Source organism: Streptomyces sp. NPDC037288 (assembly GCF_055603265.1).
In genome coordinates this window covers 58,176-76,519 of record NZ_JBVJVY010000025.1, presented here as the reverse complement: position 1 = coordinate 76,519, position 18,344 = coordinate 58,176, and the positions used below count along the sequence as shown (strand labels likewise).

At 70.9% G+C, this 18,344-nt stretch carries 19 protein-coding genes and 1 pseudogene; 6 read left to right on the top strand and 14 right to left on the bottom strand.

The genetic code is table 11. The features are described from left to right. Position 1: 1 nt before the first annotated feature. From ACZ7GZ_RS26155 to ACZ7GZ_RS26145, 3 genes are read right to left on the bottom strand one after another with little or no spacing between them, the layout of a single operon-like run. Positions 2 to 1,009 carry a methionine synthase gene (locus ACZ7GZ_RS26155; protein ID WP_471027787.1) on the bottom strand — a complete coding sequence of 336 codons (1,008 nt, stop codon included), beginning with the start codon at positions 1,007 to 1,009 and terminating at the stop codon, positions 2 to 4. Positions 1,010 to 1,040: 31 nt separating this feature from the next. Beyond that, positions 1,041 to 1,739: an SDR family oxidoreductase gene (locus ACZ7GZ_RS26150; RefSeq protein ID WP_471027786.1), complete on the bottom strand. Its 699-nt coding sequence runs from the start codon at positions 1,737 to 1,739 to the stop codon at positions 1,041 to 1,043. A gap of 7 nt (positions 1,740 to 1,746) precedes the next feature. Next, positions 1,747 to 2,286, bottom strand: coding sequence for an LOG family protein (locus ACZ7GZ_RS26145; protein ID WP_471027785.1), 540 nt, complete (start codon positions 2,284 to 2,286; stop codon positions 1,747 to 1,749). A gap of 109 nt (positions 2,287 to 2,395) precedes the next feature. Here ACZ7GZ_RS26145 and ACZ7GZ_RS26140 point away from each other — a divergent pair, with 109 nt between their 5' ends. Both ACZ7GZ_RS26140 and ACZ7GZ_RS26135 read left to right on the top strand, forming a co-directional pair. Beyond that, the gene (locus ACZ7GZ_RS26140; protein WP_471027784.1) at positions 2,396 to 2,719 is read left to right on the top strand and encodes a DUF427 domain-containing protein; all 324 of its coding nucleotides are present in this window, start codon (positions 2,396 to 2,398) and stop codon (positions 2,717 to 2,719) included. Between the two features lie 37 nt (positions 2,720 to 2,756). Next, positions 2,757 to 3,539 (top strand): alpha/beta fold hydrolase, encoded by a 783-nt coding sequence (locus ACZ7GZ_RS26135; protein WP_471027783.1) that lies wholly within the window; start codon positions 2,757 to 2,759, stop codon positions 3,537 to 3,539. 19 nt (positions 3,540 to 3,558) lie between these two features. On the opposite strand, the gene mnmA is transcribed toward ACZ7GZ_RS26135, so the two are convergent. After that, positions 3,559 to 4,683 (bottom strand): tRNA 2-thiouridine(34) synthase MnmA, encoded by a 1,125-nt coding sequence (gene mnmA, locus ACZ7GZ_RS26130; protein WP_471027782.1) that lies wholly within the window; start codon positions 4,681 to 4,683, stop codon positions 3,559 to 3,561. Positions 4,684 to 4,786: 103 nt separating this feature from the next. Here mnmA and ACZ7GZ_RS26125 point away from each other — a divergent pair, with 103 nt between their 5' ends. Beyond that, a complete protein-coding gene (locus ACZ7GZ_RS26125; protein WP_471027781.1) occupies positions 4,787 to 5,416 on the top strand; it encodes an N-acetylmuramoyl-L-alanine amidase in 630 nt (209 codons plus the stop codon). 291 nt (positions 5,417 to 5,707) lie between these two features. Here ACZ7GZ_RS26125 and ACZ7GZ_RS26120 read toward each other — a convergent pair whose 3' ends face one another. The 3 genes from ACZ7GZ_RS26120 to ACZ7GZ_RS26110 form a co-directional block, all read right to left on the bottom strand. Further along, complete coding sequence (locus ACZ7GZ_RS26120) at positions 5,708 to 6,877, bottom strand: cysteine desulfurase family protein (protein ID WP_471027780.1); 1,170 nt, start codon at positions 6,875 to 6,877, stop codon at positions 5,708 to 5,710. Positions 6,878 to 7,196: 319 nt separating this feature from the next. Continuing rightward, positions 7,197 to 7,475, bottom strand: coding sequence for a DUF4190 domain-containing protein (locus ACZ7GZ_RS26115; RefSeq protein WP_471027778.1), 279 nt, complete (start codon positions 7,473 to 7,475; stop codon positions 7,197 to 7,199). 32 nt (positions 7,476 to 7,507) lie between these two features. Beyond that, on the bottom strand, positions 7,508 to 7,675 hold the full coding sequence (locus tag ACZ7GZ_RS26110; RefSeq protein ID WP_023546589.1) for a hypothetical protein: 168 nt from the start codon (positions 7,673 to 7,675) through the stop codon (positions 7,508 to 7,510). A 144-nt stretch (positions 7,676 to 7,819) separates the two neighbouring features. Between ACZ7GZ_RS26110 and ACZ7GZ_RS26105 the strand changes: the two genes are divergently transcribed. Further along, the gene (locus ACZ7GZ_RS26105) at positions 7,820 to 8,446 is read left to right on the top strand and encodes a TetR family transcriptional regulator (protein ID WP_471027777.1); all 627 of its coding nucleotides are present in this window, start codon (positions 7,820 to 7,822) and stop codon (positions 8,444 to 8,446) included. Between the two features lie 227 nt (positions 8,447 to 8,673). Here the strand turns inward: ACZ7GZ_RS26105 and ACZ7GZ_RS26100 are convergent, their stop codons facing one another. Beyond that, the gene (locus ACZ7GZ_RS26100; RefSeq protein WP_471027775.1) at positions 8,674 to 9,699 is read right to left on the bottom strand and encodes a helix-turn-helix transcriptional regulator; all 1,026 of its coding nucleotides are present in this window, start codon (positions 9,697 to 9,699) and stop codon (positions 8,674 to 8,676) included. 101 nt (positions 9,700 to 9,800) lie between these two features. Here ACZ7GZ_RS26100 and ACZ7GZ_RS26095 point away from each other — a divergent pair. Then, positions 9,801 to 10,410, top strand: a pseudogene (locus ACZ7GZ_RS26095) (TIGR03086 family metal-binding protein). A 75-nt stretch (positions 10,411 to 10,485) separates the two neighbouring features. On the opposite strand, the gene ACZ7GZ_RS26090 reads toward ACZ7GZ_RS26095, so the two are convergent. Then, a complete protein-coding gene (locus ACZ7GZ_RS26090; protein ID WP_471027774.1) occupies positions 10,486 to 11,346 on the bottom strand; it encodes a thioesterase family protein in 861 nt (286 codons plus the stop codon). A gap of 164 nt (positions 11,347 to 11,510) precedes the next feature. On the opposite strand from ACZ7GZ_RS26090, the gene ACZ7GZ_RS26085 reads away from it, so the two are divergent. After that, the gene (locus ACZ7GZ_RS26085) at positions 11,511 to 12,800 is read left to right on the top strand and encodes an alpha/beta hydrolase (RefSeq protein WP_471027772.1); all 1,290 of its coding nucleotides are present in this window, start codon (positions 11,511 to 11,513) and stop codon (positions 12,798 to 12,800) included. Here the strand turns inward: ACZ7GZ_RS26085 and ACZ7GZ_RS26080 are convergent. The 5 genes from ACZ7GZ_RS26080 to ACZ7GZ_RS26060 form a co-directional block, all read right to left on the bottom strand. Continuing rightward, positions 12,709 to 13,368, bottom strand: a complete 660-nt coding sequence (locus ACZ7GZ_RS26080) for a trimeric intracellular cation channel family protein (RefSeq protein ID WP_471027771.1) — start codon at positions 13,366 to 13,368, stop codon at positions 12,709 to 12,711. The genes ACZ7GZ_RS26085 and ACZ7GZ_RS26080 overlap by 92 nt on opposite strands. A 47-nt stretch (positions 13,369 to 13,415) precedes the next feature. Further along, a complete protein-coding gene (locus ACZ7GZ_RS26075) occupies positions 13,416 to 14,807 on the bottom strand; it encodes a M1 family metallopeptidase (RefSeq protein ID WP_471027770.1) in 1,392 nt (463 codons plus the stop codon). 99 nt (positions 14,808 to 14,906) lie between these two features. Beyond that, positions 14,907 to 16,235 (bottom strand): ABC transporter ATP-binding protein, encoded by a 1,329-nt coding sequence (locus ACZ7GZ_RS26070; protein ID WP_471027769.1) that lies wholly within the window; start codon positions 16,233 to 16,235, stop codon positions 14,907 to 14,909. After that, complete coding sequence (locus ACZ7GZ_RS26065; RefSeq protein ID WP_471027767.1) at positions 16,232 to 17,329, bottom strand: ABC transporter ATP-binding protein; 1,098 nt, start codon at positions 17,327 to 17,329, stop codon at positions 16,232 to 16,234. The genes ACZ7GZ_RS26070 and ACZ7GZ_RS26065 overlap by 4 nt, the downstream gene beginning before the upstream one ends. Beyond that, positions 17,326 to 18,324 (bottom strand): ABC transporter permease, encoded by a 999-nt coding sequence (locus ACZ7GZ_RS26060; protein ID WP_471027765.1) that lies wholly within the window; start codon positions 18,322 to 18,324, stop codon positions 17,326 to 17,328. The genes ACZ7GZ_RS26065 and ACZ7GZ_RS26060 overlap by 4 nt, the downstream gene beginning before the upstream one ends. Between the last annotated feature and the right edge of the window lie 20 nt (positions 18,325 to 18,344).

Here is an 18,344-nt window from a genome sequence, read left to right as displayed (position 1 = left end):
GTTACTCTGGGTTGTCCGCGAGGGATCTCGCCGCCTGGACGCAGTGGGCGAGCGCCTGGCGTGCGTAGGCGGGGGAAGCTCCCGCCAGACCGCACGCCGGGGTGACGGTGACCGCCTCCGCGAGCAGCCCCGGGTGCAGACCCAGCCTGCGCCACAGCGTCCTGACACCCATGACGCTACCGGCAGGGTCTGACAATGGCCCTTGAGTGCCGCTCACGACACCGGTGAACAGCCGGGTGCCGCCCTCGACGGCTTCCCCGATCGTGTCGTCGTCACGTTCGGTGAGCAGGGCGAAGTCGAAGGAGACCGCGGCCGCGCCGGCCCGCCGCAGCAGCGCGAAGGGCACGTCGGGGGCACAGGAGTGCACGACCACGGGACCGCCGTCATGGACCCCGACGACGTCGCGCAGGGTGGCCTCCACGACCTGCCGGTCCACGGCCCGGTGCGTGCGGTAGCCGCTGGCGGTGCGGACCTGGCCGCGCAGGACGGCGGTGAGGGAGGGCTCGTCGAGCTGGAGGACCAGCCGGGCGCCGGGGACGCGGCGCCGCACCTCCGCGAGGTGCAGGCGCAGCCCCTCGGCGAGCGAGGCGGCGAGGTCACGGCAGGCACCGGCGTCGGAGAGCGCGGCCTCGCCGTTCCTCAGCTCCAGCGCGGCGGCGAGCGTCCACGGCCCGACCGCCTGCACCTTCAGGTCGCCCTCGTAGCCCTGGGTGAACTCCTCCAGGGCGTCCAGGTCCTCCACCAGCCAGGAGCGCGCCCGCTTGGTGTCCCGGCCCGGCCGGTCCCCGATCCGCCAGCCGCTGGGCTCCACGCGCGCGTACAGCTCGACGAGCATCCCCGCGGTACGGCCGATCATGTCGGCGCCGGGCCCGCGCGCGGGCAGCTCGGGCAGGAAAGGAAAGTCCTCGAAGCTGCCGGTGACGGTCCTGGCGGCCTCGCGGGCGTCGTCACCGGGCATGGACCCGACACCGGTGGCCCCCGCGAACCTGAACTGGCTGTTTTCGCTCACCAGGGAAGCCTACGGAACACCTCGGCCGGGGTCAGCGTCCCGGTCGCACCGTCAGGTCGTTGACCTCCGCGTCCCTCGGCAGGTCCAGGGCCATGAGGATCGTCGTGGCGACCGACTCGGCGTCGATCCACTTCGAGGCGTCGTACTCCTTGCCCTCCTGCTGGTGGACCTTGGCCTGCATGGGACTGGCCGTGCGGCCGGGGTAGACCGAGGTGACCCGGACGCCGTTCGCGTGCTCCTCCTGGCGCAGGGAGTCGGCGAGGGCCTTCAGGCCGTGCTTGGAGGCGGCGTACGCGGACCAGCCGGCGTGGGCGCTGAGACCGGCGCCGGAGTTGACGAAGATCACATGGCCGCGGGCGGCGCGCAGCTGGGGCAGGAAGTGCCGGGTCAGCTCGGCGGGGGAGATCAGGTTGACGTTGAGCTGGTGGCGCCAGGACTTGGGGGTCAGGTCGACGACCTCGCCCAGGTCGACGACTCCGGCGATGTGCAGCAGGGAGTCCACGCGGTCCGGGAGTGTCTGGTGGGAGAACGCCCAGGACAGCTTGTCCGGGTCCGCGAGGTCGCCGGCCAGGGTGCGGGCGCCGGGGAACTCGGCCGCCAGTTCCTTCGCGCGGCCCGCGTCGCGCGCGTGCAGGACGAGTTCGTCCCCGCGCGCGTGCAGACGGCGGGCGACGGCCGCGCCGATGCCGGACCCGGCCCCGGTGATCACATGAGTAGCCATGTCCGCCATGCTCGCATCAGCGCTGGCCCTGCTGCTCCTGCAGGTAGGCCAGCGCGCCGACCGGCTCCTCGGCGAAGAAGACCAGCTCGGACAGCGGGCGCGGCAGGAAGCCCTCGTCCTCCATACGGCGGAACTGCTGCTTCAGGCCGTCGTAGAAGCCCGCGGTGTTCAGCAGGACGACCGGCTTCTCGGTGCGGCCGTGCTTCTTCAGCTCCAGGATCTCGGTGGCCTCGTCCAGCGTGCCGGTGCCGCCCACCATGATCACCACGGCGTCGGCCTTCTCCAGCAGCAGCTTCTTGCGTTCCGCGAGGTCGGCGGCGATGACCATCTCGTCGGCGCCGGGCCGCGCCCTGTTCGCGAGGAACTCCACGGACACGCCCAGCAGCCTGCCGCCCGCCTCGTGCACCCCGTCGGCGACGACCTTCATCAGACCGACGTTGGAGCCGCCCCACACCAGGGTGTGACCGGCCTTGCCGATCAGTTCCGCGAACTCGCGCGCGGGCCGTGTGTACCGCTCGTCGAGGTCGGCGGCGGACAGGAAGACGCAGATGTTCATGGCCCCCACCGTACGACCCCGGCCGTACGGCTCCCCGACGGGAGGGGCCCTGCCCCACGGTCCGCGTCGAGCGCGGGAAGAAGCGCGGGTCCGCCGGTGCTGTCCCACTATGAGCCAAGGACACACGATCACCATCGAACAGGGCGAGCGGCACGTGCGCGTGGTGCACGGCGACCAGGTGCTCGCGGAGACCGACCGGCCGCTGGTGCTGCGCGAGACGGGCTGTCCGGTGCGGTACTACATCCCCGCCGACGACGTACGCGTCGGTCTGCTGACGCCCTCCGACACGCACACCGTGTGCCCCTTCAAGGGCACGGCGTCCTACTGGTCGCTGCCGGACGCCCCCGATCTGGTCTGGGCCTACCCGGACCCGAAGCCGGATGTCGCCGCGATCAAGGATCACTTCTGCTTCTACGAAACCGACGTGTCGTGACCGATGAGTCGATGCCGGTGCGGCAGTCTGCAGGGGCATGGACAAGAAGACGACCTCCCGTGACGGCACGTCCCTCGCGTACGAAGTGACCGGCCAGGGGCCGACGGTGATCCTGGTGAGCGGCGCCATGTCCACCGGGGGCACCGTGGCGCCCCTGGCCCAGCGGCTCGCGGGCCGCTGCACGGCCGTCGTGTACGACCGCCGGGGCCGCGGGGAGAGCGGTGACACCAAGCCGTACGCCGTCGAGCGCGAGGTCGAGGACCTGGCCGCGCTGATCGACGCGGTGGGCGGCGAGGCGGCGCTGTTCGGGGTCTCCTCGGGCGGCGCGCTGGTGCTTCGGGCGGTGGCGAGCGGGTTGCCGGCCGTCCGGGCCGCCGTCTACGAGGTGCCGTACGCCGACTTCCTGCAGGGCGGCGCCGAGCGGGAGGCCACGTACAAGGAGCAGCTGAACAAGGCGCTCGCGGACGGCCGGCGCGGGGACGCGGTGGAGCTGTTCCTGCGGCTGACGGGCCTCGGCGAGGAGGTCATCCAGGGGGCCCGGCAGTCGCCGATGTGGGCCGGGATGGAGGCCGTCGCGCCGAGTCTCGCGTACGACGACGCGGTCATGGGCGACGGCCTGCTTCCCCGGGACCGGATCGCGGCGATCTCCGTGCCGGTGCTGGTCGTCGCGGGCGGGGCGAGCCCGGAGTGGATGCGCGAGGCGTCCCGGGAGGTCGCCGGAGCGGTGCCCGAGGGCAGGTACCGCGAGCTGGAGGGCCAGACCCACATGGTGGAGCCGGACGTGCTGGGGCCGGTGCTGGCCGATTTCCTGACGGAGTAGCGGCGGCTACACCGCCGGGCTACACCGCTGCGGCCGTCGCGCGCGTGGTCGTCGCGATCGTCGCCGACCCCACCACGCGCGTGCCGTCGTACAGGACGATCGCCTGGCCGGGGGCGACGCCGCGGACCGGCTCGGTGAAGGTCACGCGCAGCTCGCCGCCGACCGGTTCCGCGGTGACCTCGGTCTCGCCGCCGTGGGCGCGCAGCTGGGCGGTGTAGACGCCGGGGCCGGTGGGGGCGGTGCCGCACCAGCGGGGCTTGATCGCGGTGAGGGCGGTGACGTCCAGGGCGGCGGCGGGGCCGACGGTGACCGTGTTGGTGACCGGGGAGATGTCGAGGACGTAGCGGGGCTTGCCGTCGGGAGCCGGGGTGCCGATGCGCAGGCCCTTGCGCTGGCCGATGGTGAAGCCGTACGCCCCCTCGTGTGTGCCGAGCCGGGCGCCGGACTCGTCGACGATGTCGCCCTCCGCCCTGCCGAGGCGCTTGGCGAGGAAGCCCTGGGTGTCACCGTCGGCGATGAAGCAGATGTCGTGCGAGTCGGGCTTCTTGGCCACGGCCAGGCCCCGGCGCTCGGCCTCCGCGCGGATCTCCTCCTTGGTGGTGACCGTGTCGCCGAGCGGGAACATCGCGTGGGCGAGCTGCTTCTCGTCCAGCACACCGAGGACGTACGACTGGTCCTTCGCCATGTCGGAGGCGCGGTGCAGCTCGCGGGAGCCGTCCTCGCGGACGATGACCTGGGCGTAGTGACCGGTGCAGACCGCGTCGAAGCCGAGGGCGAGGGCCTTGTCGAGCAGCGCGGCGAACTTGATCTTCTCGTTGCAGCGCAGGCACGGGTTCGGGGTGCGGCCGGCCTCGTACTCGGCGATGAAGTCCTCGACGACGTCCTCGCGGAAGCGGTCGGCGAGGTCCCAGACGTAGAAGGGGATACCGATGACGTCGGCCGCGCGGCGGGCGTCCCGCGAGTCCTCGATGGTGCAACAGCCCCGCGCGCCGGTCCGGAAGGACTGCGGGTTCGCGGAGAGCGCGAGGTGGACGCCGGTGACGTCGTGGCCGGCGTCCGCGGCACGCGCGGCGGCGACGGCGGAGTCGACTCCACCGGACATGGCGGCGAGGACGCGGAGGGGGCGCTGCGGGGTCTCAGTCATAGCCCTTCCAGGGTACGGGGCGGCGGGAACCGGGGGCGCCGGATATCCGTTGACCATCACAGGGGCGCGGAACGGGGCGTGGGACGGTGCGGAGGGGGAGGGCATGAGCGACGCGGATCGGCGGCTGGGGCGGCGGGCCCTGCTCGTCGGCGGGGCGGCGGCCGCCGTGGGCACGGCCGTGCTGGCCCGCGAGGAGCTGTCGCACCTGTGGTGGCGGCTGCCGGGGGTGGAGAAGCCCCGGGTTGCGGGGGCCGTGGACTTCCGCGGCGCGCGCTGGGTGCCGGCCTCCTCGGCCAACTACCGGCGGGCGGACCGGCCGGACGACTATTCCGTGGACCGGGTCGTCATCCATGTCACACAGGGTGGCTACGCGAGCGCGGTGAAGGTCTTCCAGGACCCGGCGCACGGTGCGGCGGCGCACTACATCGTGCGCAAGGACGGCCGGATCACCCAGCTGATACGGGAACTGGACGTGGCCTTCCACACGGGCAACCGCGCGTACAACGAGCGCAGTGTCGGCATCGAGCACGAGGGCTTCGTGGACGACGCCTCCTCCTTCACGGACGCCATGTACGCGTCCTCGGCGCGGCTGACGGCGGCGATATGCGGTCGGTACGGCATACCCGTGGACCGCGAGCACATCATCGGGCACGTGGAAGTGCCGGGGACGGACCACACCGATCCGGGGCCGCACTGGGACTGGGAGAGATATCTGGAAAAAATCAAGGTTTAGGCCTTTTTTGTCCGGTAGGTGCGGTTCTATCCTGAGTACCAGACCTACGGGACGAGTGAGGGAGTCCAAGCGGAGTAGCCGACTTCAGCGAGAGATACATGATCTCTTCAACGAGAGGTACACCGTCTCCGCTGGTGCCGACATCGACGCTCGGGCTGAGAGGCCAGAAGGTCGCAAGGACTGGACCTGACGGCGACCCCCATCACCTGATCCGGACAATGCCGGCGAAGGGAACCCGCCTCGTAGGTCGCTTTCGTGTCCCGGCGCCCCCGGCGCCCGCTCGCTCGCGTCTCAGCTGAGTCCGGCCGCCCGCGCCCGCTCCACCGCCGGACCGATCGCCTTCGCGACCGCCTCGACGTCCGCCCCCGTGGAGGTGTGGCCGAGGGAGAAACGCAGGGTGCCGCGGGCCAGGTCCGGGTCGGTGCCGGTGGCGAGCAGCACATGGCTGGGCTGGGCGACGCCCGCGGTGCAGGCGGAACCGGTCGAGCACTCGATGCCCTGAGCGTCCAGCAGGAGCAGCAGGGAGTCGCCCTCGCAGCCGGGGAAGGTGAAGTGCGCGTTGGCCGGCAGGCGGCCCCCGGGCGCCGGGTCGCCGCCGAGGATCGCGTCCGGTACGGCCGTACGGACGGCGTCGATCAGCTGGTCCCGCAGGGCGCCGATCTCACGGGCGAACCACTCGCGGCGCTCGGTGGCGAGCCGGCCGGCGACGGCGAAGGAGGCGACGGCGGGGACGTCGAGGGTGCCGGAGCGGACATGCCGCTCCTGGCCGCCGCCGTGCAGGACGGGTACGGGGGTGTGGTCACGCCCGAGCAGCAGCGCGCCGATGCCGTACGGGCCGCCGATCTTGTGGCCGGAGACGGTCATCGCGGCCAGGCCGGAGGCGGCGAAGTCGACCGGGACCTGGCCGAGGGCCTGGACGGCGTCGGCGTGCATCGGGATGCCGAACTCCGCTGCGACCTCGGCGAGTTCGCGGACCGGCAGGATGGTGCCGATCTCGTTGTTGGCCCACATCACGGTGACCAGGGCGACGTCGTGGGGGTTGCGGGCGACGGCCTCGCGCAGGGCGTCGGGGTGGACGCGGCCATAGGTGTCGACGGGGAGGTACTCGACCGTCGCGCCCTCGTGTTCACCGAGCCAGTGGACGGCGTCGAGGACGGCGTGGTGCTCGACGGGGCTGGCCAGGACGCGGGTGCGGGTCGGGTCGGCGGCGCGGCGCGACCAGTAAAGGCCCTTGACGGCGAGGTTGTCCGCCTCGGTGCCGCCCGAGGTGAAGACGACCTCGCTGGGGCGGGCGCCGAGCGCTTCCGCGAGGGTTTCGCGGGATTCCTCGACCGTGCGGCGTGCCTGGCGGCCGGATGCGTGGAGGGAGGAGGCGTTGCCCGTGATGCTCAACTGGGCGGTCAGGGCCTCTGCCGCCTCCGGGAGCATGGGGGTCGTCGCGGCGTGGTCGAGGTAAGCCATGGTGCCCTGATTCTACGGCCCCGTTGCGGCGGCCCCGTTGCAGCTTGCCTTGGCCGCGAGGTTGTCCTGGGGCGGGGCGCCCTGCGTCGGCCGCACCCGGGCTCGGTGGCGCGGTGCCCGGCACTGTGTCGGCCGTGCCCACCCGTTCCGCCCTGCGGAACGACTGCCCACGGCGGGGACGGCGGGACGGCGGGAGCGCTCGGCCTCTGCGGGAACGGCGGGAGCACTCTGCGGTTGTCCCGGCGGCGAACGGTGGTGGTGGTGTGTGCCGGCCGGGTGCCCCGTCGTCCTCGGGGCCGGGGCTCGGTGCCGGGTGGGGTCACAGGCTCCAGGAGAGCGTGTGGGACAGCTGCATCGAGATCACCAGGACCGCCAGGTCGGCGACGCCCAGGGTGAGGCCCAGCCAGGCTCGGCCGCGGCGGGTCGTGCCGCGCCAGAGGGACACGGCGGCCAGGACGATGGCGACCGGGCCGAGGAAGATGTTGAGGACGAGCAGGCCGAGAAGGCCGAGGATGAAGGACGCCACGGCCATGCCGTCGGCGTCGCGGGCGGCCGGCCGGGTGTCGTCGCGGCGCGTGACCGGTGCGGTGAGTTGCATGGTGCTCAGCTCCTGGAAGTCGTGGCGGACGGTCAGTTGGCCGGCGTACGGCGCCGGCGGCCGTGGCGCTCGCGGATCGCGAAGACGCCGAGCCACACGGCGATGACGGCGGCGACGACGGCGGTGACGGTCAGCGGCGCGTGGGCGACGGTGCCCAGCACGACACCGAGCAGCATGAGTGCGGCGACGAGGAACAGCATGGGATTGGATCCCCCTCCGGGATACCTCGTATCGGGCCGGTGTGAAGCTTCGGTGAACAGTTGTAGTAACAGTTGTTCACTGACTTCTACTCTAGCGCGTTCCACGGCTTTCCAATTCCGGAGAACAGTTGTTAACTGGATGACATGAGTCACACCCTCGGTATCCGGCAGGCCCAGAAGCAGAAGACCCGGCAGGCGTTCCTCGACGCGGCGCTCGCGCTGCTGGAGGAGCAGAGCCTGAGCAGCCTGGGCCTGCGCGAGGTCACCCGGGCCGTCGGCGTCGCTCCGACCGCCTTCTACCGGCACTTCCGCTCGACCGCCGACCTGGGGGTGGCGCTGGTCGACGAGGCGCTGGGCAGCCTGCACCCGATGGTGCGGACGACGGTGTCCACGGCGGGCGACAGCGAGGAACGCATCACACGCGCCATCGAGTTGATCGCCCGTCACGTGGACGCGTACCCCGCACACGTCCGGTTTATCGCCCGGGAACGACATGGCGGGGTACAGCCGGTGCGGGAGGCCATCCGGGCCCAACTGGTCCGGTTCGCCGAGGAGGTGAAGGCCGAGCTGGCCAAGGACTCCCAGGCCGCGGGCTGGAACGACGACGACCTGCTGATGCTCGCGCATCTCTACGTCGACCAGATGCTCATCACCGCCTCCCTGTTCCTGGAGGCACTGGAACGCCCGGCGGAGGAGCGGGAGCGCGTCACACAGCTCGCCATCCGGCAGCTGCGGCTCATCAGCATCGGCCGCAGCCACTGGACGGACTGAGAGAACGAACGAAGGGAACGGGCTGGGGGAACGGACTCGGCACGCCCGTGGGCCTACCGCCAGGCCTCCCGCTGGGCGTACCGGTAGTCCTCGCGGTCAGCCTCGCGGTCGATGCTCCGGGCGGCGCCCCGGACGGCACTCCGCTCGGGCGGTGGCCCTCGGTGCCGCCCGTGGGCATGCCGGACGGCGCCTGACAGCCCTCCTGCCGACCGGTATTGCCGCTGCACTCAACCGGCGCCGCCTTGGGGGTACTTGAGCCCGTCCAGTCCGTCGGCAGTCAGTTCCGGGTCGGCCCCTTCCTGGTACAGGGCCGTGACAGAACGGACCGCCGCCAGCAGTTCGGCGCGGGCCTCGGGCGGGTCCAGCAGCTCCACCTGGTCGGAGAACCCGAGGAGTTGGCGCACCGCGCGCAGCACCGGGTAGGTCAGCCGGGCGGTGACCCAGTCGCTCTCGCCGTCGTCGTCGGGCGGGGCGGTCAGCTCGGCGGCCGTCATCCGCTGGAACATGTCGAGCCGCTCGCGCCGGACGCGGACGGTGACCTCGATCCCGCCCTGCCGTTCCTCCACCTGGCGCCGCAGCGCCTCCCAGGCATCGGCCAGTTCGATCCCGGGCCGGCGCCGTACGGGCTCGTCCAGCGGGCGGGCCGAACGGATCCGGTCGGCCCGGAACAGCCGCGGCGCCCCGCGCCGGTCGGCGACCAGGTACCAGACTCCGGCCTTGGCGACCAGGCCGTACGGGTCCACGGTGTACGTCCGCGGCTCCCGCTCCCCGCTGTGCCGGTAACGCAATTTCAGGCGCCGGTCGGAGAACACCGCGTCCTGGAGCACCTCGAGGTCGACGGACTGCTGGGGACCGCTCTTCCAGCGGGTGGCATCGACCAGGATGCGGCGGCTGGTCACCTCGGCGGCGGGCCGGTGCGGCGCCGGCAGCGCGGCCATCACCTTGCGCAGGGCCGAGCCGAGGGCCGCGTCGAGCCCGAGCGCGGCATGCGCGCCCTGTGCGGCCAGGATGAACAGGGCGCGGGACTCGTCGGCGGTCAGTCCGGTGACGTCGGTGCGGTAACCGGCGAGGAGTTCGATGCCGCCGTGCCGGCCGCGTTCGGCGTACACCGGGACGCCGGAGGCCGACAGGGCCTCGATGTCCCGGTAGATGGTGCGGACCGACACCTCCAGCCGGTCGGCGAGTTCGTGCGCGGGGACCCGGCCCCGGGTCTGCAGGAGCAGCAGGATCGACAACAGCCGGTCGGACTTCACGCGCCCAGAATCCCGCCCGGACGGTTTCCCGCGCAAATGTTGACGGCAGGTGTCAGGTTATCGCGCCATCCTCTGCGTACCGACCTACCGAGAGGCAGACCATGACCACCGGGACCACCAGCGAGTTCATCGACCCGCGCCCCTTCTACGTCCGCGCCACGGACCAGGCGGCGGCCCTGATCAAGACCGTACGGCCGGACCAGCTCGACGGCCCCCGCACCCTGTACGGAGTTCGACGTACGGGCCCTGCTGAGCCACGTCGTCGGCGGCACCCGGAGGATCGCCGTGGTCGGCGAAGGCGGCGACGGACTCGCCGTGCGACCCGTCGCCGACGGCGTAGAGGACGACGGCTGGGCGGCGGCATACGACGAGGTGCGCGTCCGCGTGCTGAAGGCCTGGGAGAGCGACGAGCGGATGACGGCCGCGGTCCGCGTGCCGTGGGGCGAGGTACCGGGCCATGCGGCGCTGTCCGGGTACGTGATGGAGATCGTGACGCACACCTGGGACCTCGCCGAGGCCGTCGGGCATCCCCACCGGCTCGACCCGGAACTGGCCCGGTTCGCGCTCGCCACCGCCCGCCGGGTGCTGCCGGACTCCCGCCCCCGCGACGAGGACACCCCCTTCGACAGCCGCCGCCCGGCACCCGAAGACGCCGACCCCTACGAGCAGCTCGCCGCCTGGCTCGGCCGCACCCCCCTCACCCGAGCCTGACCCGCGCCACGCGGCCGAACCGGCAACCACGGCCGGACCGGAACCTCGGCCACCCCGCCGGCCGGAGGGTTGCGCTCAGCCGAGTCCGACCCGGGCCAGCTGGCGGGACTGGGTGACCAGGTTGTCCTCGCTGTCCCAGACCTCGGCGTCCTCCTCCAGGAAGCCACCGGCCAGGTTGCGGGTGGTGATGGACACCCGCAGCGGGCCGGGGGCCGGGCGGCGGCGGACGTGGACGGTGAGTTCGACCGTGGGCACCCAGCCCTTCAGTCCGAGCTCGAAGGCGGTGGGCGGCAGGGCGTCCACCGCCAACAGCAGCGACAGCGGGTCGGCGTCACGGCCGTCGGCCAGGCCGAACCAGGCGCGCATCTCCCCCTTGCCGGAGGGCGCGCCCAGCGCCCAGCCCAGGGTCGACGGGTCCAGCTTGAGCATCAGACGGTCGGCGATCGCCGAGCCGCCCTCGACCGGAGCAGGTCCGTCCTCGGGGCCGAAGCACTGGTCGAGGGGCGGGATCGCGGGCGGCACGGCGGTCGTACGGACGTCGTCGGGAAGGGCGGCGAGGTCGCCGTAGGAGGCGAGGACGCGGATGCGTTCGACCTCGTTGCCCTCGTCGTCGTACTGGAGGAGGGAGGCCTGACCCGTGGAGAGGGTGCGGCCCGCGCGGACCGTTTGCGTGCGGATGACCGCCGGGCCGGGCCGGGACGCGGTCAGGTAGTGCGCGGAGACGGTGAAGGGGTCGGGGTGCGCAAGGGTGTCCGCGAGGGCCCGGCCGAGTACAGCCAGCAGGTAGCCGCCGTTCACGGCGTTGAAGATGGTCCAGCCGGCCGAGAGGTCGATGTCGTAGACACCGGGCTCGCGCCGGGTGACCGCCGTGTCGCGGTCGAACTCGCTGTCGCCGATCACGGCCCGGGTGGCGGGGGCGGAAGCTACTTCTGGCATGGGTGAACGGTACAACAGGAAACTACTAAGCGGTAGCTTTTTGCCCCCGACGAACGGGGCGTCGCACGCCCGTGATCCCTCCGCCGGGTGAGGTTCCGGCAATTTCTCGGTAAGTGTGCCGACTCGTCCACAACCTCAGAGCCCTGATTCCCATCTATGGGGGCATGAGCCTCACCGGGACTCCGTTCCTCTACACGACCATCGCGTTGGCCGTGGTTGCACTGATACTGCCGCTCGTGTTGTGGTCACGAGTGCGCGGGCCGAAGCCCCTGCGCGCCGCGGCCCGCGTGCTGATGCTGCTGTTCGCCCAGGGCACCGCCGTCACGCTGATCTTCGTTCTGGTCAACAACCAGAACAACCTGTACGACAACTGGGCCGACCTGCTCGGCACCGGCAACCACGTCCAGCAGGCCCGGGACCTGGGCCGGGACGGCACCGGCGGCATAGCGGTGAAACGGTTGCCCAAGGTCAAGCAGACCTTCACCGCGGCCTCCGGGACCGGCATGCACACGGCGGGCGGAGTCCGCGTCACCCAGCTCAAGGGCCGGGTCTCGGGTGTGAACGCCGAGGTCTACGTCTGGCTGCCGCCGCAGTACAACGACCCGGCCTACCGCCACAAGAAGTTCCCGGTGGTGGAGGTGCTGCCGGGCTACCCCGGTTCGGCGAAGGCCTGGTTCGGTTCCATGAAGGCGCACGAGCAGCTCCTGCCGATGATGCAGAGCGGCCAGGTGGCGCCCTTCATCATGGTCGCCCCGCGCACCAACCTGCTGGCCGGCGTGGACACCGGCTGCGCGAACATCCCCGGCCAGGTCAACGCCGACACCTGGCTCAGCATCGACGTGCCGAAGATGGTCATGGACAACTTCCGTGCCCAGCCGGCACCGCAGGGCTGGGCCGTGGCCGGGTACTCGGCGGGCGCCCACTGCGCGGTCAAGCTGGCCGTGGCGCACCCGGACCGGTACCGGGCCGGGGTCAGCCTGTCCGGCTACAACGACCCGATCGGCGAGCGCAACTCCCTCGCCTCGCAGAACCCCACCCTGCGCGCCCAGAACAACCCGTATCTGATCCTGAAGAAGGCGGCCGTGCCGCCGCGGATCGCGCTCTACGTCTCGGGCGAGTCCCGCGACGGCTACGAGGCGGGCGTGGCGCTGGAGTCCGTCGCCAAGGCGCCGACGACCGTGCACGTGGTGTTCCTGCCGCGCAGCGCGGGCGGCCACAACATGGCGCTGTGGCGGCCCCAGGTCGGCGCGGTGTTCCGCTGGCTGACCCTGCAGATGGGCCAGAACCACGCCAAGGGCCAGGACCAGTCCCTGGGTGCAACCACGGGTTCCCTTGACGGGAACGCCGCCGGTACCACCGGCACTACTCCTCAGTCACCGTCGACCGGCGGTTCCACGCGCGCGGAGCTCGCCAGTGGAACCGCATCGCGAGCAGGCGCAACACAAAAGCGGTGACGGCCGCGAGCCCACTGGTGAGGGGGGTCAGGGCGTCGTAGTGGAGACACAGCACCACCATGGTGGAGCCCACGATCGCTGGGACCGCGTACAGATCGCGGTCCCAGCGCAGCAGTGAGGGCACCTCGTTGGCGAGCACATCGCGCAGCACACCGCCGCCGACCGCGGTGGCGAGCCCGAGCGTCGCCGACGCGGTCAGGTTGAGGCCGTAGCTGTACGCCTTCGTCGTCCCGCTGACGCAGAACAGGCCGAGGCCGGCCGCGTCGAAGACCAGCACCGCCGACTGGATGCGTTCCACGTGCGGGTGCAGGAAGAAGACGACCAACGCGGCGAACAGCGGGGTGATGAAGTACCCGAGGTCGCTGAAGGCGGCCGGGGGTACGGCTCCGATGACCAGGTCGCGGAACAGCCCTCCGCCCAGCGCGGTGGCCTCGGCGAGCACGGCGATGCCGAACACGTCGAAGTTCTTCCTGACGGCCAGCAGGGCGCCGGAGATCGCGAACACGAAGATGCCGATGACATCGAGCGTGTGCTGGACGGAGGGACTGAAGAGTTGCTGGAGCTGCACCTCTGTATTCTCACCTGTCGGCGGGTGTGAACCTTACAAAGCCAGGCTCACAGGGCAGGTCTCCCTGTGGTGGACAGCCAGGTGTCGAACAGGTCGCCCAGCTTCTGCCCGCTGACGCGCTCGGCGAGGCGGATGAAGCCGGCGGTGTCCGCGTTGCCGTACCGGTGGAGCCTGGTCCAGGCGGGCAGCAGCCGGAAGAAGGCCTTGTCGCCGATGCGTTCGCGCAGTGCCTGGAGCGTCATCGCGCCGCGCTGGTAGACGGCTGAGGAGAACATCGTGTCGCGCTGCGGGTCGGAGACCTTGATCTGCCAGAAGCCGGAGTCGGCCGGCCGGGCGTCGTAGGCGGCGAGGAACGAGTCGTGGGCCGAGCGGGTGCCCTGGTGCTCCGCCCACAGCCACTGGGCGTAGGTGGCGAAGCCCTCGTTGAGCCAGATGTCCTTCCACCGCGCCACGCTCACCGAGTCGCCGAACCACTGGTGGGCCAGTTCGTGCACGATGGTCGTCTCGCTGCGCACGGCCGAGTAGGCGGGCTTGCTCTGCACCTCCAGCGAGAACCCGGCCTCCGGCATGTCGTCGACGACGGCGCCGGTCTCCTCGAACGGGTACGGCCCGAAGACGCGCGACCAGTAGTCGGTGGCGGCGGCGGTGACGGCGTACACGTCGACGTTGTTGCTGTTCTTCAGGACGGGGTCGATCGCGACGTAGAGCGGGATGCCGCCGGGGGTGCGGCCGGTGCGCACGTCGAACTTCCCGATGGTGGCGGTGGCGAGGTAGGTCGCCATCGGCTTCGACTCGCGCCAGTGGGTGTACGTCGAGCCGCCCTTGTCGTACGTCGACAGGAGCCGGCCGTTGGAGACGCCGGTCAGGCCCTTCGGCGCCTTGATCCGGATGTCGTAGGTGGCCTTGTCGGAGGGGTGGTCGCTGGACGGGAACCAGGTGGACGCGGCGTTGGGCTCGCAGGCGACGAAGACCCCGTCGGCGGTTTTCATCCAGCCGTACTTGGAGCCGAACACGATGGGCCCGCTGAGGGGCTGGGGTATGCCGCCGTAGGTGACGGTGACCTTGAAGGTGCGCCCGCGCTGCAGGCTCCGGCGCGGCGTGACGGTCACCTCGTCGCCGTCCCGTGTGAACCGGGCCCGTCTGCCGTTCACTTCGACCCCGGTGATCTGCAGCTGCTGCAGGTCCAGGTCGAAGGAGGAGAGGTTCCGGGTGGCTCGGGCGGTGAGGGTGGTACGGCCGTCCAGGCGGCCGGTGCCGGGGGCGTAGGCGACGTCGAGGTCGTAGTGCAGCGCGTCGAAGCCGCCGTTGCCGAGCCGTGGGAAGTAGGCGTCGCCGATGCCGGGGGCGCCCGGGGTGGGGGCGGGGGAAGCGCCGATGACGAGGAAGGAGGCCGCCGCTGTCGCGACCGCCCCCAGGCGTGCCGAACGGGAGAGTGCCATGGTCGTCCCTTTCGAGCGTGTACCGATCAGTGGTCGGACACGGACGACTCTGCACTCTCCCGTTCAGGCATGTACATGACTTTGCCCAGTTGTCATGCGCTACTTGTCGGTTGACTCCTGGGAGCCGCTCTCCTCAGCGCTCTCCGCCGAGGCGCTGTCCTCCGCGGCGCTGTCCTCCTTCGCGGCGCTCTCCTCCGCGGCGCTCTCCTCCGAGGTCTCCTCGGCCAGTTCCGCCGCCACCGCCGCCGACGTCTGCGCCGACTCCGCGAGGACCTCGTCGGCGACCAGCTCCGCCGCCTCCTTCGCGGCGGTCAGCAGCACCGTGTCCTGCGGGGCCTGGTCCTCGAAGTTCTCCGGGTGGTGACAGGCGACGCGCTGACCGGGCTTCAGCTCCTTGAGCGCCGGCTCGGTGGTCCGGCAGATCTCCGTCGCCTTCCAGCACCGGGTGTGGAAGCGGCAGCCCGAGGGCGGCGCGATCGGCGAGGGCACGTCGCCCTTGAGCAGGATGCGCTCGCTCTTCGTGTTCCTGCGCGCCGGGTCCGGGATCGGCACCGCCGACATCAGCGCCTTGGTGTACGGGTGCATCGGCGCCTTGTACAGCGAGTCCCGGTCGGCCAGCTCGACGATCTTGCCGAGGTACATCACCGCGATGCGGTCCGAGACGTGGCGGACGACCGAGAGGTCGTGCGCGATGATCACGTACGTCAGGCCGAGCTCCTGCTGGAGGTCGTCCATGAGGTTCACGACCTGCGCCTGGATCGACACGTCCAGCGCGGAGACCGGCTCGTCCGCGACGACCAGCTTCGGCTTCAGGGCGAGCGCGCGGGCGATGCCGATGCGCTGGCGCTGACCGCCGGAGAACTCGTGCGGATAGCGGTTGTAGTGCTCGGGGTTGAGACCGACCACCGACAGCAGCCGCTGCACTTCCTTCTTGATGCCGCCCTCGGGCTCGACGCCCTGGAGCCGGAAGGGGGCCCCGACGATCGTGCCGATGGTGTGGCGCGGGTTCAGCGACGAGTACGGGTCCTGGAAGATCATCTGCACGTCGCGGCGCATGGGACGCATGCCGCTGACGCCGAGGTGCGTGATGTCCTTGCCCTCGAACTCGACGGTGCCGGCGGTCGGTTCGAGCAGCCGGGTGATCAGCCGGCCCATCGTCGACTTGCCGCAGCCCGACTCGCCCACCACACCGAGGGTTTCGCCGGAGCGGACCTCGAAGTCGATCCCGTCGACCGCGCGCACGGCGCCGACCTGCCGCTGGAAGAGGCCCTTCCTGATGGGGAAGTGCTTCTGCAGCCCGGTCACCTTGAGCAGGATCTCGCCGGGGGCAGCGTCCTTGGTGAGCGTGGCCGTACCGGCGGACTTCTCTTCCGCGCCGTCGCTCTGTGCAGGGATGCTCCCTGCTTTGTCCTCTGCGTTCTCACTCACAGCTTCGGCGCAATCTCTTCGGTCCAGATCCGTTCCCGCTGCTCCTGCGACATGTGGCAGGCGGCCCAGTGCTTGTCACCGACCTCGGTCAGCTCGGGGCGGACCGTGCGGGTCAGGTTGTCCTTCGGGAGGTCCGCGTACGGGCAGCGCGGGTTGAAGGCGCAGCCGGACGGGATGTTGATCAGCGAGGGCGGGGAGCCCTTGACCGGGATCAGGCGCTCCTGCTGCTCGCGGTCCAGGCGCGGCATCGAGCCGAGCAGACCCCAGGTGTAGGGGTGGCGGGGCTCGTAGAACACCTTGTCCGCCGGGCCGCGCTCGACGCAGCGGCCGCCGTACATCACCAGGATGTCGTCGGCGAGTTCGGCGACGACGCCCAGGTCGTGCGTGATGACGATGACCGCGGAGCCGAACTCCTTCTGCAGGTCGCGGATCAGATCCAGGATCTGCGCCTGGACCGTCACGTCGAGCGCGGTGGTCGGCTCGTCCGCGATGAGCAGCTCGGGGTTGTTCACCAGCGACATGGCGATCATGGCGCGCTGGCGCATACCGCCGGAGAACTCGTGCGGGTAGTTGTCCACCCGCTTGTCCGGCTGCGGGATGCCCACGCGGTCGAGCATCTCGACCGCACGACGCTTGGCGGTCTTCTTGTCGACGTCGTGGTGGGTGCGGTACGCCTCCACGATCTGCGCGCCGATCGTGTAATAGGGGTGCAGCGCCGACAGCGGGTCCTGGAAGATCATCGCCATCTCCCGGCCGCGCAGCTTGCGCACGTGGTCGGGGTCGGCGGACAGCAGCTCGGTCCCGTTCAGCCAGATCTCGCCGGATATCTGCGCCTTGCGCTTGCCGTACTGGCCGGCGGTGTGCAGGCCCATGATGCCGAGCGAGGTCACCGACTTGCCGGAACCCGACTCGCCCACGATGCCGAGGGTCTTGCCCTTCTCCAGCTTGAAGCTGAGCCCGTCGACGGACTTCACGAGGCCGTCGTCGGTCGGGAAGTGCACCTTCAGGTCGCGCACTTCCAGGAAGGAGGTCGACGCGGGCGAGGAGCTGGTGGGCTCGCCCACGGCCGCTCCGGTCTTGCTGAGTTCGGTCATGCGAGCCTCACTCGGGGGTCGATCACGGCGTACAGGATGTCCACCGCGAGGTTGGCGATGAGCACCGCGAGGGAGGTGATCAGGGTCACGCCCAGGATGATGGGCAGGTCCTGGTTCTTGATGGCGGTCAGCACGGCCTGGCCGAGGCCGGGGAGGCTGAACGTGGTCTCGGTGAGGATCGCGCCGCCGATGAGGGCGCCGAGGTCCATGCCGAGCATGGTCAGGATCGGCGTCATCGTGGAGCGCATGGCGTGCTTGCCGATGACGACCGGCTCCGTGAGGCCCTTGGCTCGGGCGGTACGGATGTAGTCCTCGCCGAGGATCTCCAGCATGGTGGCCCGGGTGATACGGGCGTACATCGCCGCGTAGAGGAAGGCGAGGGTGACCCAGGGCAGGATCATGCTCCCGAAGTAACCGGAGAAGCTGTCGCTGATCGAGACGTACTTGCCGTCGAACCACTTCAGCCCGAAGACGAAGATCGCCGAAGCGAGCAGACCCGTGAAGTAGATCGGCAGCGAGACACCGCTGAGGGCGACGACCATCGCGCCGCGGTCCCAGATGCTGCCCCGCTTGAGGGCGGAGAGCACACCCGCCGCGACACCGAAGACCAGCCACAGCACGGCGGCGCCGAGCGCGAGACCCAGGGTCACCGGGAAGCGGTCGGTCAGCACCGGCCAGACGGCCTGCTCGCTGCGGAAGGAGTAGCCGAAGCACGGCGCGGCGCAGTGGGTGACGTCACCGCCGGCCGAGTAGGTGCGGCCCGCGAAGATGCCCTTGAAGAAGTCCCAGACCTGGACGTAGATCGGGTCGCCCAGACCCAGCTTCTCGCGCACCGCCTCGACGGCGTGCGGGTCTGCCTGCTTGCCCACGAAGCTCGTGGCGATGTCCACGCCCGCCCACTTGGGGACGAGGAAGAAGATGCTGAAGACCACCAGGATGATGACCACCAGCATCACTGCGGCGGCGAACAGCCGCCTGATGAGGTAAGCGAGCACAGCTAACGGCCCGCCGCGGA

Bases quoted from the DNA above. Each gene is read 5' to 3' on its own strand.
- ACZ7GZ_RS26150 (WP_471027786.1), bottom strand. From the start codon at position 1,739: ATGGCGGACATGGCTACTCATGTGATCACCGGGGCCGGGTCCGGCATC.
- ACZ7GZ_RS26145 (WP_471027785.1), bottom strand. From the start codon at position 2,286: ATGAACATCTGCGTCTTCCTGTCCGCCGCCGACCTCGACGAGCGGTAC.
- ACZ7GZ_RS26140 (WP_471027784.1), top strand. From the start codon at position 2,396: ATGAGCCAAGGACACACGATCACCATCGAACAGGGCGAGCGGCACGTG.
- ACZ7GZ_RS26135 (WP_471027783.1), top strand. From the start codon at position 2,757: ATGGACAAGAAGACGACCTCCCGTGACGGCACGTCCCTCGCGTACGAA.
- mnmA (WP_471027782.1), bottom strand. From the start codon at position 4,683: ATGACTGAGACCCCGCAGCGCCCCCTCCGCGTCCTCGCCGCCATGTCC.
- ACZ7GZ_RS26125 (WP_471027781.1), top strand. From the start codon at position 4,787: ATGAGCGACGCGGATCGGCGGCTGGGGCGGCGGGCCCTGCTCGTCGGC.
- ACZ7GZ_RS26120 (WP_471027780.1), bottom strand. From the start codon at position 6,877: ATGGCTTACCTCGACCACGCCGCGACGACCCCCATGCTCCCGGAGGCG.
- ACZ7GZ_RS26115 (WP_471027778.1), bottom strand. From the start codon at position 7,475: ATGCAACTCACCGCACCGGTCACGCGCCGCGACGACACCCGGCCGGCC.
- ACZ7GZ_RS26110 (WP_023546589.1), bottom strand. From the start codon at position 7,675: ATGCTGTTCCTCGTCGCCGCACTCATGCTGCTCGGTGTCGTGCTGGGC.
- ACZ7GZ_RS26105 (WP_471027777.1), top strand. From the start codon at position 7,820: ATGAGTCACACCCTCGGTATCCGGCAGGCCCAGAAGCAGAAGACCCGG.
- ACZ7GZ_RS26090 (WP_471027774.1), bottom strand. From the start codon at position 11,346: ATGCCAGAAGTAGCTTCCGCCCCCGCCACCCGGGCCGTGATCGGCGAC.
- ACZ7GZ_RS26085 (WP_471027772.1), top strand. From the start codon at position 11,511: ATGAGCCTCACCGGGACTCCGTTCCTCTACACGACCATCGCGTTGGCC.
- ACZ7GZ_RS26075 (WP_471027770.1), bottom strand. From the start codon at position 14,807: ATGGCACTCTCCCGTTCGGCACGCCTGGGGGCGGTCGCGACAGCGGCG.
- ACZ7GZ_RS26065 (WP_471027767.1), bottom strand. From the start codon at position 17,329: ATGACCGAACTCAGCAAGACCGGAGCGGCCGTGGGCGAGCCCACCAGC.